At 31.9% G+C, this 15,816-nt stretch carries 16 protein-coding genes; 4 read left to right on the top strand and 12 right to left on the bottom strand.

The window, feature by feature from the left end; all coding sequences use genetic code 11:
* Positions 1–42 precede the first annotated feature (42 nt).
* The 4 genes from LQ694_RS13260 to zapA form a co-directional block, all read right to left on the bottom strand.
* The gene (locus LQ694_RS13260) at positions 43–2,391 is read right to left on the bottom strand and encodes an endonuclease MutS2 (protein WP_239772093.1); all 2,349 of its coding nucleotides are present in this window, start codon (positions 2,389–2,391) and stop codon (positions 43–45) included.
* A 26-nt stretch (positions 2,392–2,417) separates the two neighbouring features.
* Positions 2,418–4,121, bottom strand: coding sequence for a DNA polymerase/3'-5' exonuclease PolX (polX, locus tag LQ694_RS13265; protein ID WP_135015794.1), 1,704 nt, complete (start codon positions 4,119–4,121; stop codon positions 2,418–2,420).
* Between the two features lie 61 nt (positions 4,122–4,182).
* Positions 4,183–4,710 (bottom strand): CvpA family protein, encoded by a 528-nt coding sequence (locus LQ694_RS13270; protein ID WP_048542302.1) that lies wholly within the window; start codon positions 4,708–4,710, stop codon positions 4,183–4,185.
* Positions 4,707–4,979, bottom strand: a complete 273-nt coding sequence (gene zapA / locus LQ694_RS13275) for a cell division protein ZapA (RefSeq protein ID WP_025904633.1) — start codon at positions 4,977–4,979, stop codon at positions 4,707–4,709. The genes LQ694_RS13270 and zapA overlap by 4 nt, the downstream gene beginning before the upstream one ends.
* Positions 4,980–5,156: 177 nt before the next feature.
* Between zapA and rnhC the strand changes: the two genes are divergently transcribed.
* On the top strand, positions 5,157–6,083 hold the full coding sequence (rnhC, locus tag LQ694_RS13280) for a ribonuclease HIII (protein ID WP_048542300.1): 927 nt from the start codon (positions 5,157–5,159) through the stop codon (positions 6,081–6,083).
* 175 nt (positions 6,084–6,258) lie between these two features.
* Here rnhC and pheT read toward each other — a convergent pair whose 3' ends face one another.
* The 5 genes from pheT to LQ694_RS13305 form a co-directional block, all read right to left on the bottom strand.
* Positions 6,259–8,664 carry a phenylalanine--tRNA ligase subunit beta gene (pheT, locus tag LQ694_RS13285; protein ID WP_196968175.1) on the bottom strand — a complete coding sequence of 802 codons (2,406 nt, stop codon included), beginning with the start codon at positions 8,662–8,664 and terminating at the stop codon, positions 6,259–6,261.
* Positions 8,664–9,722, bottom strand: a complete 1,059-nt coding sequence (gene pheS / locus LQ694_RS13290; protein WP_048542297.1) for a phenylalanine--tRNA ligase subunit alpha — start codon at positions 9,720–9,722, stop codon at positions 8,664–8,666. Before pheS ends, pheT begins: the two co-directional genes overlap by 1 nt.
* A gap of 297 nt (positions 9,723–10,019) precedes the next feature.
* Positions 10,020–10,760 carry a TrmH family RNA methyltransferase gene (locus LQ694_RS13295; protein ID WP_196968174.1) on the bottom strand — a complete coding sequence of 247 codons (741 nt, stop codon included), beginning with the start codon at positions 10,758–10,760 and terminating at the stop codon, positions 10,020–10,022.
* A gap of 122 nt (positions 10,761–10,882) precedes the next feature.
* Positions 10,883–11,056 carry a 50S ribosomal protein L32 gene (gene rpmF, locus LQ694_RS13300; RefSeq protein WP_025904638.1) on the bottom strand — a complete coding sequence of 58 codons (174 nt, stop codon included), beginning with the start codon at positions 11,054–11,056 and terminating at the stop codon, positions 10,883–10,885.
* Positions 11,057–11,094: 38 nt separating this feature from the next.
* Entirely contained in the window at positions 11,095–11,637 is a 543-nt protein-coding gene (locus LQ694_RS13305) for a YceD family protein (protein WP_025904639.1), read from the bottom strand.
* A 125-nt stretch (positions 11,638–11,762) separates the two neighbouring features.
* On the opposite strand from LQ694_RS13305, the gene LQ694_RS13310 reads away from it, so the two are divergent.
* Positions 11,763–12,908: a nucleotidyltransferase gene (locus LQ694_RS13310; RefSeq protein ID WP_218696715.1), complete on the top strand. Its 1,146-nt coding sequence runs from the start codon at positions 11,763–11,765 to the stop codon at positions 12,906–12,908.
* A 19-nt stretch (positions 12,909–12,927) separates the two neighbouring features.
* Here LQ694_RS13310 and coaD read toward each other — a convergent pair whose 3' ends face one another.
* Both coaD and rsmD read right to left on the bottom strand, forming a co-directional pair.
* The gene (gene coaD / locus LQ694_RS13315; RefSeq protein WP_037587476.1) at positions 12,928–13,422 is read right to left on the bottom strand and encodes a pantetheine-phosphate adenylyltransferase; all 495 of its coding nucleotides are present in this window, start codon (positions 13,420–13,422) and stop codon (positions 12,928–12,930) included.
* Positions 13,415–13,969 (bottom strand): 16S rRNA (guanine(966)-N(2))-methyltransferase RsmD, encoded by a 555-nt coding sequence (gene rsmD, locus LQ694_RS13320; RefSeq protein ID WP_096791292.1) that lies wholly within the window; start codon positions 13,967–13,969, stop codon positions 13,415–13,417. Before rsmD ends, coaD begins: the two co-directional genes overlap by 8 nt.
* 81 nt (positions 13,970–14,050) lie before the next feature.
* Between rsmD and LQ694_RS13325 the strand changes: the two genes are divergently transcribed.
* Positions 14,051–14,440 (top strand): DUF7147 family protein, encoded by a 390-nt coding sequence (locus tag LQ694_RS13325; protein WP_096791291.1) that lies wholly within the window; start codon positions 14,051–14,053, stop codon positions 14,438–14,440.
* Here LQ694_RS13325 and LQ694_RS13330 read toward each other — a convergent pair whose 3' ends face one another.
* A complete protein-coding gene (locus LQ694_RS13330; protein ID WP_037587474.1) occupies positions 14,441–14,707 on the bottom strand; it encodes a DUF2129 domain-containing protein in 267 nt (88 codons plus the stop codon).
* 158 nt (positions 14,708–14,865) lie between these two features.
* Between LQ694_RS13330 and LQ694_RS13335 the strand changes: the two genes are divergently transcribed.
* Positions 14,866–15,780 carry a glycerophosphodiester phosphodiesterase family protein gene (locus LQ694_RS13335; protein ID WP_049319328.1) on the top strand — a complete coding sequence of 305 codons (915 nt, stop codon included), beginning with the start codon at positions 14,866–14,868 and terminating at the stop codon, positions 15,778–15,780.
* The last annotated feature ends 36 nt before the right edge of the window (positions 15,781–15,816 follow it).

Raw genomic sequence — 15,816 nt, forward strand, 5'->3', positions numbered from 1 at the left:
AGCTAGTTTATACATATCAAAATTATCCAATATGTTTCCTCCTTATTTCAATGTTACAACTGTAACACCAAATCCACCTTCTGAAGGCATACCTGTACGATATGAATCTACAGAACGATGTTTTTTAAGATGGTCAGCTACACCTTTTTGTAATGCACCTGTACCTTTACCATGAATAATGTTTACTGTACCGTAATTAGAAAGTACTGCTTGATCGATATATTGGTCTAATTCTAACATAGCATCTTCATATCGGTAACCACGTAAATCTAAATCCATTTTTATAGTAGATCGATTCGTTCTAGGAACAACTTTACTTGGTTGTTTTTTCTTTTTATCTAGTTTTTCTAAATCTTTTACTTCTATTTTCATTTTTAGTATACCCATCTGAACTACTACTTCTTCATCGCTGATTACATCGATAACTTCACCTTTTTGACCGTATGATAATACTTTAACGTCATCACCTTTTTCAATCTTATCGTGACGTTCTTTCTTAACATTTTGTTTCAGAGATTGAGATGTATATTGATTATCAAGTCGTTTCTTTCGCTCAATGAGTTCATGCTCTTTTACATTTGCAGCTGAATTATCTCGCATATCTCTAAGTTCTTGAAGGATTGTTTCCGCTTCTTCAGTCTTCTGTTTAACTTCTTGATTGGCTTTATTTCTCGCTTCATCCATCAATTGTGTTTTGAAGTTTTCAAATCGTTGTAATTCCTGTGTTAATGATTGATGCAAGTCTATAGATTCTTGTTTTAATTTTTCAACTTCAATACGATCATTTTCAACAGATTTAGCATTTTTCTCAAGTGATTCTATCATGACATTGATTTCTTTTTCATCTTGACCAATCAGTGATTTTGCATGATTGATGAGTTCATTTTTAAGTCCTAATTTTTTAGAAATTTCAAATGCGTTTGAACGTCCTGGTATGCCCATTAATAATTTATAAGTTGGTCTTAAAGTTTCAACGTCAAATTCAACACTCGCATTCATCACTTTCTCTCGATTATAGCTATATGCTTTAAGTTCAGGGTAATGTGTTGTAGCCATGATTAAAGCATCTCTTTCAATCGTATAATCTAAAATACTCATTGCTAATGCTGCACCTTCACTAGGATCAGTTCCTGCTCCTAATTCATCAAATAATATTAATGAGTCTTTATCCGCTTGATCAATAATATTGACGATATTTTTCATATGTGATGAAAACGTCGATAACGATTGTTCAATAGATTGTTCATCACCAATGTCACAAAATACTTTCTTAAATATTGTTATAATTGCGCCATCTAATGTGGGAATTAACAAACCAGATTGTGCCATTAACGTGATTAGACCAACTGTTTTTAAAGTAACTGTCTTACCACCTGTATTAGGACCTGTAATAATAACAGCATTAATGTCTTCTTTAAATTCAATCGTATTGCTAACAACTTCTGATTGATTAATTAATGGATGTCTTGCTTTAGGTAAATATATTGCTCTATCTTCAGATATGATTGGTTTAGTAGCTTTATTAGTTGCACCAAATTTAGCTTTTGCTGTTACAAAGTCTAAATGCCCCATAACTTCTGTACTTGAAAGTAATTCATAGCCTACTTCGCTAACTTGTTCTGTCAGTATATATAACAATCTATCTTTTTCTTCTTTTTCTTTAGCTTTAACTTGAGCAATTTGATTATGCATTTCAACAATTGCACTTGGTTCAATATATAATGTTTGGCCAGATGCAGATTGATCATGCACAATACCATTAAAATCTTGACGATATTCTGCTTTAACCGGAAGTACATGTCTATCATTTCTAACCGTTACAATTGAATCCGATAATTTTTTCTGATTAGCTGAAGATCTAACCATTTGCTCTAATCTTGATTTAATACGATCGTTCGTTTTTTTTATTTGATGTCTCAATTCAGCTAATTTCGGACTTGCCGTATCAAACAAATCGTGTTCGTCACACTGTTCATTTATTTGATTAAGCAAGTCACTTAAAACTGGCAATTGCGCTACATAACCATCGATATTTGGATAAAGGATTGCTTCATCTTCATCAACAATACTTGCGTAAAATGTTTTGAATCTATTTTGAACTTGAATATTACGTTTAATTTGGTTTAATTCTTCAACGTTTAACAAACTGCCAATTTCTGCACGTCTTACATAAGACTTAATATCTTTCAGGCCTGAATAACCAGGTACTCTATGTTTATTATAAATTTGAGTCATTTCGTCTGTTTCATTTATGCTTTGCTGAACTGTTTCAAGTTCATCACTTGGTTTAAGTTCGTTAATAATACGTTCAGCAATATCACTTGTCGCATGAGTAGACAATTGTTGAATAATTAAGGGATATTCAAGAACTTTTAATGTTTTCTCATTCATATTATCTTCCCTCTTCTTTTAATACTTTATTTTGTTGATTGGATCCATTTTTTAAATGCTTCACGTGATTTAGCATTTATCACTTGTGATTTTTTAACCCAACCTTTTTGAGCCGTCCCAACACCATATTTCATGAAATCAAAATGATCAATATGATGGGCATCTGTATTGATTGTAATCATTAGGTCAGGATTATTTTTTAATACGTCAGCGTTTAAATCTAATCGTTGTGGATTAGCATTCAGTTCTAATACTGTATTAGTTTCTCTTGCCAATTTAATAAGTTCATCAATATTCGGACGGTATCCATATCTTCTACCAATAATTCTTCCTGTTGGATGTGCAATATGTCTGACGTATTGATTTTCACATGCAGTTCTAAGTCTATTCATAATCTCTTCTTCAGATTGATTGAAACTTTGATGAATTGCTGCAATAACATAATCTAATTCTTTCAATACGTCATCTGGATAATCTAAACTACCATCTGGTTTAATATCCATTTCTGTACCACTATAAATATCAATTTCTTTATACGATTCATTCAGTTTTTTAATTTTTTCGTTTTGTTCCAATAAACGTTCAATAGATAATCCATTTGCTACTGCTAAACTTCTAGAATGGTCAGTAATACAAATAAATTCATATTGTCGTTCAATTGCCGCTTCAATCATTTCTTCAAGTTTAAATGCACCATCACTATAAGTTGTATGCATATGAATATCACCATTAATATCTTCTAACTGTATAATATCTTGAATATCTTTATCAAATTCTGTACCATCCTCACGCATTGTTGGTGGTATATATGACACGTTAAAATGATCATAAATTTCCTTTTCACTTTGATAAGTAATGATGTTACCATTTGCTTCTTCTATGCCGTATTCACTTACTTTTTCATTTTTTTGTTTAGCAAGTTGTCTAATTTTAATATTATGATCTTTTGAACCTGTAAAATGTTGCAATGTATGATAGAAAGCTTCTGGTTGAATCAGTCTAAAATCAACACCAATAACATCATCTTCAATTTGTAAATCTAGTGAAACTTTCGTTTGTCCAACAGCAATTTGTTCTTTAATATTTGGAAACTCAAGCAGAGCCTGTTGTACTTTTGTAGGTTCTTCAGTCGAAATAATATAATCTAAGTCTTTGCTCATTTCTTTCATTCTTCTGAAACTACCTGCAACTTGATATTGATTAATGTCTTCAATATTATCTAAAAATTGATTAATAACTTCATGTGCTTTAATCATAGTATTGATTGGATATTTTTCAGGTCGTTGACCTAACACTTTCGCTTCTTCAAGAAGTTTTTGTTCAGTCTTTTTCGCAAAGCCTGGTAATTCAGACACTTGATTATTTTCACACGCTTTGATTAAATCTTCTTTATTTTTTATATCTAATTCTTTATATAATTTCGCAATTTTTTTACTACCTAATCCAGGTATTTTTAGTAATGGAATGAGTCCTTCTGGAATTTCTTGTTTTAATTCATCTAAATAACTTTGTGTCCCATTATCTATATATTCATTTATGACATCACCTACACCTTTACCAATTCCTTTTAAAGATGTCACATCTTCAATTTCATTTAACGTTCTTTCATCTGTTTCTAATGATTGACTCGCTTTTCTGTATGCTGATACTTTAAATGGATTCTCACCTTTAATTTCCATGTATATTGCAATTGTTTCTAACATTTTTACGATATCTTTTTTTGTTAACATGTCTATTCCTCCGTAAAAAAAGTCATAGGTTCTCCCATGACTTTTTTCAATATGAATTCATTTAATTTGAAAGCCATTTTACTAATTGTTCAGATAAAAATGGTGTCTTTGTTAATACTGCATTTCCAATAGAAGACTGTTGCAATGCATCTATAAAAGGTGCTACAGGAATAACTGCAAATGCTGCTAATATGATAATCACAACTAAATAAGCTTCTATAAATCCAAGTACGATACCAAAGTACCTTGCATATTTACCGCCAAATTCCATTTGATGATAAAAATCAAATACTGTTGCTACAATTTGTAAAATTATTTTAGTGAAAACAAATAAAATGAGAATCGCCATAATATTATAAAATGCATTCTCATTATTAATATTATTAAATATTGCATTCTTACCTTCTGTAGACGCACTCGGATAAGGTAATATTAAATGCAATTGCTTGCTAAATGGTGCGTAACAAATGCTGGCAATCACCAATGAACTAATCGTGCCGATAGAATGTAATGATTGTAATACTAAACTACGTCTATATCCAATGATGACACCTATAATTAAACATAAAAATATAAGTAATGTTATCATTCTAAATGTCCTTTATTTTTTAATTGTTTGATTTCTTCTCTTAACTTTTCATTTTCTTCTTCTAATTTAACATATTCATGCATAACATTAACAGCTGTAAGAACAGATTTACGCGTTGTATCCAAGCCTGCATTTAATTGCCCGAGCGCTTGCAACTTTTCATCCACTCTACCAGCTACATATCGAATATGTGATGGATCGTCTTCACCAATAATTGTATAATGTTGATCATTTATAACCACTGTCACTCTATTTTTATTTTCACTCATTATACTACCCCTGTTCAAATTATAAATGGATTTCTATATATGTAATCATACTATATTATACATGACATAAGTTCATTTGTGTATGAATATCCACCAACTTGATTTGAGAAAATTCGTTTATATCATAAATTTATGCTACTCTATTTATAGAAAAAATTAAAAAGGCAGGACTTAAAAGTGGCAAACATCGTAAAAACAATTGACTCCAATACAATCAATCAACTTATAAAACAATATAATATGGAAACAAAGAACTTACCAACTGGCACTTTAGCCCGCAAGAAAATAAAAAGTACACAAGTCCAAATATACCGTTCAAAAAAAATAATGTTTCAAGGTAAAGATGCAGAACAAGTAGCAAGTGAAGTACTTAAACAAAACATTACATCATCACCATCTAAAGCAACAACTGTTACAAAAAAATATGAATTTGATATACATAATACAATTGGTAGTGACGAAGCAGGAAGTGGCGATTATTTTGGCCCACTCACAGTATGTGCAGCATACGTATCTAAACAAAACGCTAAAATATTAAAAGAAATTGGTGTGATGGACTCCAAATCTTTAACAGATCCTAAAATTGTAGAACTAGCTGAACAAATTATACAAATATGCCCTCATTCTCTAATTGTACTTGATAATCCCAACTACAATACAAAGCAATCAGAAGGTTGGAGTCAAGTTAAGATGAAAGCCGTCCTTCACAATCAAGCTATTAAAAATGTCATCTCAAGAATCGACGAACAAGAATTAGAACAAATTGTAATTGACCAGTTCGTACAAGCAAGCACATATGAACGATATATTATCGGCCAAATGCCACGTAAAGACATTACACACTTTGAAACAAAAGGTGAATCAAAATCAATCGCAATTGCTGCAGCAAGTATTATCGCAAGATATGCATTTGTTAAACACATGGATCAATTAGCAAAATCTTTAAATGTCATTATTCCTAAAGGCGCAAGTAATAAAGTAGATCTAGAAGCAGCAAAAATAGTCCAAAAGTATGATATGCAACAGTTAGATAAAATTACGAAAACACATTTTAAAAATAGAGATAAAGTATTAGACCTTATTAATCGAAAAAGGAGAAATTAATATGTTACTTATCACATTTAGTTGGCAAGTCATACTTGCCCTAATCATTATTTGCTATTTAATTTGGTTTATCGGTAAACAACTTACAAATTCAACAAACAAACGAAAAAAATAATATAAAAACACAGTAATCTGATATGAATCTTCAGATTACTGTGTTTTTTATTTATATATATTATGCTCTTAATGTCGCACCATTTTGTTCTAATGCTGTTAAGATTTGCTCGTGTACTGCTGAAACTTTATCTTCTGTCAATGTTTCATTAACGTCTAAATAATCTAAGCGAATTGCGACCGATTTCTTGCCTGGTTCCATATGTTCGCCTTCATAAACGTCAAATACTTCTGCGTGATTTAATATATCTGCACCATTTTCATTGATTGTATGAATAAGTGTAGCTACCGTAACTTCTGTGTTAACAACTAGTGCAATATCTCTTGAAACCCCTGGGAATTTTGGAATTGCTTCGTATTCAATTTTGCCAACAGGTTGTCCTAAGATTTTTGTAAAGTTTAATTCAAACACATAAGTACGGTCTAAGTCATTTTCTTTTTCAACTTTAGGATGTAGCTCTGCTGTTAAACCAACAACTTCATCATTTAATTTAACATACGCTGTTCTTCCTGGATGTAATAAGTCTACTGTAGTAGCTTCATATGTGAATGTTAAGTTTAATTGTTCTGCAAGACGTTCTACAATACCTTTTACTAAGAAGAAATCAACAGGTTCATCTTTTTGTTGCCATTTATTACCTGTATATTGTCCTGTTAAAATACCACTTAAAAATTCAACTTCTGTTGGTAATTGATCTTTGCCGTTACTATAGAACACTTTACCAAGTTCATATAAAGCAACGTTTTTATTCTTACGTGCAACATTATAACGTGTAGCGTCAACAAGTCTAGGTAATAAACTTTGACGTAATACAGCTTGGTCTTCACTCATAGGCATCATAAGCTCTACAACTTCTTGTTGTTCTAATGTATAGTTTTGAGCGATATCTTTACGAACTAATGAATAAGTAATCGCTTGATCTAATCCAGCACCTTCAAGAATTTCTTTAACTTTTCGTGTCTTCAATTGATTATCTGTTAAATAGCCAGCAGTTGCATTATCAAAGTTTGGTAATGTCGAAGGCAATTGGTCGTATCCATAAATACGCGCAACCTCTTCGATTAAGTCTGCTTTAATAGAAATATCATTTCTTCTTGATGGCACTTCTACTTTAAAGGCATCTCCAAATACAATCGTTTCAAATCCTAAACGATTAAATATTGTTTTAATTTCATCTGTAGAAAGATCAAAACCGATTAATTGGTTAACATCTTGTGTCGTAATGTCTATCGTACGAGACAATTCTGGTAAAGTACCGTCTGATACAACTTCACTTAACACAGTTCCACCAGCAATATCTTGTAATAATTTTGCTGCTCTATCTAAAGCATCGAGTACTCTTTCACTCGCAATACCTTTTTCGAATCTGCTTGAAGCTTCACTTCTTAAGCCTAATCGTCTTGACGTTTGTCTTACATTTGTAGCATTAAACAATGCACTTTCGATTACGACATTTTGAGTGTTTTCTGTAACTTCTGAGAAATCGCCACCCATGACACCAGCGATTGCAATTGGTTCTTGACCATTTGTAATAACGAGGTCTGAAGTCAGTAGTTCTCTCTCAACATTATCTAATGTCGTGATTTTTTCATTTTCATGTGCATAACGTGCAACAATTTGATCTGACCCAATTTGATCTTGATCAAACATGTGTAACGGTTGACCATACTCTAAAAGCACGTAATTCGAAACATCTACCACGTTGTTAATTGGACGAATGCCAGCTTTCATTAATCTAGACTGCATCCATGATGGTGATGGTGCAATTGTTACATTCTTAACAACTCTCGCTGCATAAAATGGAACACCTTCTTGATCTTGAACAGTAACTGATAATGATTGACTAGCTTGTTCTTCAGATTCATCTAAAGAAGTATTTGGGTATTGTATGTCATTGCCATATAATGCACTTACTTCATGCGCAGCACCAAGCATACTTAAACAGTCTGCTCTATTTGGTGTCAAATCAAAGTCTAATACATCGTCATTTAATAATAATGCTTCTAGTGCATCACTACCAGGCGTTGGTTCGTTTGAGAAGACGTAAATGCCATCTGCATATTTTTTAGGCATCACATTTGCATCGATACCTATTTCTTGCAATGAACAGATCATACCTTCAGATACTTCACCGCGTAATTTAGCTCTTTTTATTTTAACGCCACCAGGTAAACGACCACCTACTCTTACAACGATGACATATTGATCTTTATCTACATTTGGTGCACCGCAAACGATTTGTACGGGGTCTTCTTCACCTACATCCACTTTACAAATATTCAGTTTATCTGCTTCTGGATGTTTTTCTTTAGAAAGCACATATCCAACGACTAATTTTTTAATATCGTCTCCATAATGTGTAACACTATCAACTTCAATACCACTTCTTGTAATTTTCTCAGCTAAATCTTCAGTATTAACATCTATATTTATATATTCACTTAACCACTCTTTACTTACTAACATTATGCTTCACCACCATCTTCTACAGGCTTAAATTGTTCTAAAAATCTCACGTCATTTGTATAGAAATGTCTAATATCTTCAATTCCATATTTCAACATTGCCATTCTGTCTGGTCCTAAACCAAAAGCAAATCCAGAATATTTATTTGAATCAAATCCTGCCATTTCTAATACATTTGGATGTACCATTCCTGAACCAAGAACTTCTATCCAACCTGTTTGTTTACAAACGTTACATCCTTTACCTTTACATTTGAAACATGACACATCTACTTCAACTGACGGTTCAGTGAATGGGAAGAAACTTGGTCTTAATCTAATTTCACGATCTTTACCAAATAATTTACGTGCTAATAATTCTAATGTTCCTTTTAAGTCACTCATTTTGATATTTTCAGCTACGACTAAACCTTCAATTTGTGTGAATTGATGACTGTGTGTCGCATCATCAGAGTCTCTACGGTAAACTTTACCTGGACAGATAATTTTAACTGGTCCAACACCATTACGTTTTTCTAAAGTTCTCGCTTGTACAGGTGATGTATGTGTACGCATTAAGATTTCTTCTGAAATATAAAAAGTATCTTGCATATCACGCGCTGGATGAGACTTTGGTAAATTAAGTGCTTCAAAGTTATAATAGTCAGATTCTACTTCATAACCTTCAACGATTTCATAACCTAAGCCAATAAATAAATCTTCTAAATCTTCATTGATTTTAGTTAGTGGATGTTTCGCACCTAAACTTACTTTTCTACCAGGTAACGTTACATCGATTGTTTCATTCTCTAATTGTTGGTTTAATGCTTCCTCTTCTAAAAGTACTTGTTTAGATTCGATTTCTTTCTCAACAGCTTTACGTACTTCGTTCACAAGTTGACCGAATTCTGGTCTTTCTTCTTTAGGTAATTCTTTCATTTCTTTCATAAGGCCTGTAATAACGCCTTTTTTACCTAAATAATTTACTTTCACGTCTTGTAATGATCTTTCTGCTTTTGCTTCATTAATTCTTACAAGCGCATCTTGTCTTAATTCAGATAACTTTTCTCGTAATGACATATATATCCTCCTATTTTGGTCGAAAAAAAGACCTCGCCTCCTCAAATATAGAGGGACGAAGTCTTCCGTGGTACCACCCAAATTTATACATAGTTATGCATACACTTATATGTTGATAACGGATCTACATTCCGACTTAAATTTCTTTAAGTAGCTAAAAAGATGAAAAAAATTAAGTTACAACATAGGATTTTTCAGTCTCGAATCCATTCCCTTGTCATGTGTAAACATTAATTTACGTCCTTTTGTAAGCTCATATTGATTATGAAATCATTATATTAAATATTATATAATTGGTCAACCTTTCAAATGATAAAGCAAGATACCACAAGAAACAGCGACATTTAAACTTTCAGCTTTGCCATATAGCGGTATATGAAGATTCTTGGTCGTTTGTTCAAGTATTGCTGAATCAACGCCTGCCCCCTCATTACCCATAATTAATGCAAAGTTTGAATGACTTTTTACTTCTCGATATTCAACTGCATTTTGAAGACTTGTTCCATAAGTTTCGCCATCAAATTGTTCCATAAATTCAAATATATCTTCCTCAACAACTGGTAAATGAAAGACACTACCTTGTGAAGCACGTAATACTTTATCTTGATACGGATCTGCACTACCTTTTGAATAAACAACAGCGTCCATACCTGCAGCATCAGCGTTACGAATCAATGCGCCCATATTACCTGGATCTTGAACTCTATCTAATACAAGGACTTGCTTAAAATTACTCGTTTCATATTTAGGCATCTCAACAACCGCAAATATACCTTGAGGTGACGTTGTGTCTGATAATGATTCCGCTACTTTAAAATTAATGACATATGCTTCCTTTGCATATTCAACAATTTTCTCATCAACTCTTGCATAATCTACTGCTAATAACGTAACAATAGTCAGTTGACTATGATAAGCTTCTTCGATTAAATGAAAGCCTTCAATAAGAAATTGTCCTTGTTTAACACGTTCTTTTTTCTTTTTTAATTTATTCATTTGTTTAATTTTATTATTTTGAACTGAAGTAATTTCTTCCATAGTAACGCCTCATCTTCTCATTATGATATAAAATTATTATAAACGAAAAAAGACTGCCAACAAAGTCAAAGACATTGATGACAGTCTTAAGCACCTTAGTTTAGGTGTTTAAATATTAATTATTATTTAGAAACGACTTCTTTACCTTTGTATGATCCACATGCTTTACATACACGGTGAGATAATTTCATTTCTCCACAGTTTGAACATTCTACCATACCTGGTACTGAGATTTTGAAATGCGTACGACGTTTTCTTTTAGCTGTTTTTGAAGTTCTTCTAGCTGGAACTGCCATGTCTTATTCCTCCTTAAATTTTATAAACACTTTTCCGATTATTTTTCGTCATCGAAGAATTGTTGTAATTTTTGAAGTCTTGGATCAACTTTCTTTTCAGTTTCTTGTTCTGAATCTTCGGTTGACTCAATTTGATCTTCGCCAATAACTTCCCAACCATCGCCTGCCATTGAAATATCTTCGCTACCTTCAGAGAATACTTGTAACGGTTTCTCTAAAATAACAAGTTCTTCAATGATTGGTAATAAATTAATCATGCCGCCTTCGAGTTTATGTCTCAATTCGTCATCATCATTATTACTTTCACTAAATTCATCTAGCTCAAATATTTCTACTGATGTAGTATCAAATGGTAGCTCTACTGGCTTTAAAGTACGGGCACATGGTAACGTCAATACACCATTAATGTCAAGATTGACAATTATCTCATGCATTCGCACTTGAACGTCTCCTGTTACTTTTATTGGAGATATATCGATAAGTTCATCTACCCTATCAATAAGGTATTTCATATCGATTTCTTTATCAAAAGTAAATGGTTCGTTTTGGTATTTTTTAAGTTGTGTTATTGACCACTTCATCTGGGTTCACCTCTTACAAACACAAAAATTATTGTAACCTTAACGACAATGTTTGTCAAGATTTTTTCTTAACATTCATTATCTGATACAATACTTATGATGAAGTGAAATGGGAGGAAATGCAAATGAAAAGTGTTGCTTTAATAACAGAATATAATCCATTTCATAATGGGCATGTATATCACGCAGAATCTTCTAGAAAATTAACAGAAAGTGATATTGCTATTTCTATTATGAGTGGTTCTTTTACAATGCGTGGAGAACCAGCAATTTTAAGTAAGTTTAAACGTGCCGAAATGGCCATTCAATATGTAGATTTAGTCATTGAATTGCCTCTTGTATATGCCATATCATCTGGTGATTTATTTGCTAAAGGCAGTGTTCAAATAGCAGAACAACTTGGATGTGACACATTATCTTTCGGAAGCGAATCCGGAAATATTGACGATATTAAACATGCCATTAAAGAAATAGAACAAGTATCTAAAAGTGAAAAATACAAACAAATGCTGAAAGAAGGAAAATCACACCCGAGAATCATTTCAGAATTAATACCTCATAATCAAATGCTTAAAGGTTCAAATAATTTACTTGCAATTGAATATGTGAAACATATTATGCAACATAACTTAGCAATAGAACCAACAACGATTAAAAGAAAAGATAATATGTATTTAGATGCTCATTTAAACGAAACAACACACATTTCAAGTGCAACTTCTATACGTAACGCCTATTTCAGACAGGACGATACATATCAATTAAGTTTACCGACAACAAGTTCAAATATATTAAAGCACGCTCATGCAGTTAACTGGGATCACTTTTTCCCATTATTAAAATGGACAATATTAAGAGCTACCCACGAGGAATTGCGAGACATATATATGATGACTGAAGGATTAGAATTCAAAGTAAAAAAAGAAATTAAAGATAGTACGAACTTTGAAATGTTTGTACAAAAACTCAAATCTAAAAGATATACATGGACACGAATACAACGCTTGTTAACCGCAATTTTATTAAACGTTACGAACGAACAAGTTTCTGAATATAATCCAACTGCCATACGTGTACTTGCAATGTCTAAAAAAGGACAAGCTTATTTAAAATCTATTAAAGATGAATGTCCATTACCTATCGTCACAAATGTTAATAAACAAACTGCTATTCACTTCACAAATGAAATCAAAGCAACAGATTTATATCAATATATTTCAGGTGATTCTGATACTGATTTTAATAAACCAGTCATAATAAAAAACGCATGACATATGCATGCGTTTTTTATTATGACTCTTTATTTTTAATTTTTTCTTTCAATGCTTTATTCACATTTTCAGGAACAAATTCCGAAATATCGCCGTCAAATTGAGCAACTTCTTTCACAACACTTGAACTTATAAATGAATAATGATTATTTGTCATCATATATAATGTTTCAATGTCGTCATCTAATTTTTTATTCATAGATGTCAATTGCATTTCATACTCAAAGTCACTAACAGCTCTTAATCCTCTTACAATCGTGTTAGCATTTATTTCTTTACAAAAGTCTACAAGTAAACCATGAAATGAATGAACCACTATGTTAGGTACATCTTGTACCGCTTCTTTAATCAATTCAACACGCTCTTCTGTACTAAATAAGCCTTTTTTAGAACCATTTTTCAATACAGAAACATGAATCTCATCAAAAATTTTAGCACTACGCTTAATAATATCAATATGTCCTAATGTTATTGGATCAAAGCTACCTGGAACAACTGCTATTCTCTTAGTCATTGTCTTCTCCTTTTGTTAGCAACATAACATGCGTCAGTCCATATTCATACTTTTTAAGAACTTTAAACGCACCTGTATCTATGTCTTCACTTTTATCAAATTCGCAAATTATTGTACCATTTACATTTAATAAGTCAAACGTCTGAATTTTTTCTAATGATTGATCTATAAGCGATTTCCTATAAGGTGGATCTAGAAATATATAATCAAACTTAATGTCGCGCTTATTTAAAGCTTTTAACGCTCTAATTGCATCATTTTTATAAACTTCGTATTGAGTTTCAGGTATATATAATGTGTTTAAATTTTCTTTTATCATTTTAGTTGCTTTGAAATTACCGTCCACAAAAATCACTTTATCTAAACCTCTAGACAATCCTTCGATACCAAGTCCACCACTGCCAGCAAACAAATCTAACCCAATACCTTCTAAATCTTGAAGGCCATTAAAGATATTCTCTTTCACTTTATCTGTTGTCGGTCTCGTTGATTGACCATCTATTGTTTTTATATGAAGTCTCTTGTATTTTCCACCTATTACTCTCAATGTTAATCATCACTTTCTTTATTATTAATTATTATTTATACTTATCCATATAGTATTTAAACGAAAACGAGGTTTATAAAAATGAAACAATCATTTATCGTCATCGGTCATGGTCTAACTGATTTATTTGAATTTCAAACATTAATCGAATATAACCATGAACGCATTTCAGACATTATTATGTTACATACACCATTATCTAAGGAGAAACTATCTTCAGCTTGTATCATTATGAAGCCTACTAAAGGTCAACATTTCCAAGCGATTTACACGATAATGGAAGGTATTAAATATCCTTATCCTGATTCAAATAAGAAGTTTGATTTAATCAATGAATGGGCAAATGCATATCACATACAAGTTAAAGGTCTAGATGTTAAATCTCGTGCTGATTTCGCTGAAGATGAACTTTACTTCACCTATTTAAAAGGTGTATTAAGACTTGAAAGATACTTGCCACCGCTTCAATAGTTAAAAGTTTAAATACTCTTTTTTGTCCGTATTCGAATTAGAGTAATCTCTTTTAACATATTTAAATGGTGAGACTTTTACATCTTTAACATATTTTAGTTTCATTAAATGTTGAACAGTGTCATCTATTTTATCTTCATTTGTATATAACATGACGTATTGTTCTTTTCTATGTGCAAAGTATATATTACCAAACTTGCGTAATTGTCGTTCGTGTTTCATATTTTTTAAATATACGACAATACTTATTCGTTCTACTAATTCCATCAAAATAACCTCCTAACGCTTTTTATTTTTATATTAGCACTTTCTATAAAATGATGAAAGAAGATAACTTCAAGCATATGTGACTTGCTTTCTTATCTTAAATCAATTTGATAGAATATATATAAGTCTTTATTTGCATTTCGAAAGGATAGGATAACATGTCAAAAATTAATTTATTAAAAACAACAGGTCTTATCGGAGGCATTGTTGCGGGTTCTTGGATTGTGACAAAAGCAACATCAAACGTTAAACCACGTACGATTAAACCATTCTTTACACAACCAGCTCCTTATGTATTCGCTCATCGTGGAGGCATGGCGTTAAGACCAGAACATACACGCTTAGCTTTTGATCATGCATTAAAATACGAAGTAACTGGATTTGAAGTAGATGTTCGACTTACTAAAGATGAAGTACTTGTCGTAACACATGATGACACTGTTGATCGTACAAGTAACGGTTCAGGGTATGTAGGTGATCATACATTAGAAGAACTTCGCCAATTAGATTTCGGATACCACTTCAAAGATATTAATAACGAGCATCCTTATAGAGGAGATGCAAAAGCTAAAATCGTCACTTTAAAAGAGTTATTAACTGAATATCCAGATGTCTTAGTAAATATAGATATTAAAGACCATCCTGAATCATATAGTGGTAGTTTAGCACCTTCACACTTATATCGTTTAATTACAGACCTTAAAGCTGAAGACCGTGTTAATATTACAAGTTTCTATGATGAACAAATTGATCGCTTTAATTTATATGCTCAAGATTCCATTGCATTAGGTACAGGTCAAAGCGAAGTGGCTAAAGCATTCTTAGCTTATCAATCAGGATATGGTCATACGTATCAACCTAAATCTGATACATTCCAAATTCCAACACAAGCTAAAGGCCTTCCTTTAGACTCTGAAGGTTTCATTCAATTTTTAACATCGCTCAATATATCTGTTGCTTATTGGGTTGTAAACCAAATCGATACAATGGATGATTTAATCCAAAAAGGTGCACATACGATTGTAACTGATCGCCCAGATACTGCACACTTCTTAATTAAAAAACAATACTAATTTAAAAAGCTTTCCATCTGTCAAATGACAAATGGA

The organism is Mammaliicoccus sp. P-M58, from assembly GCF_022386165.1.
GTDB classification, from domain to species: domain Bacteria; phylum Bacillota; class Bacilli; order Staphylococcales; family Staphylococcaceae; genus Mammaliicoccus; species Mammaliicoccus sciuri.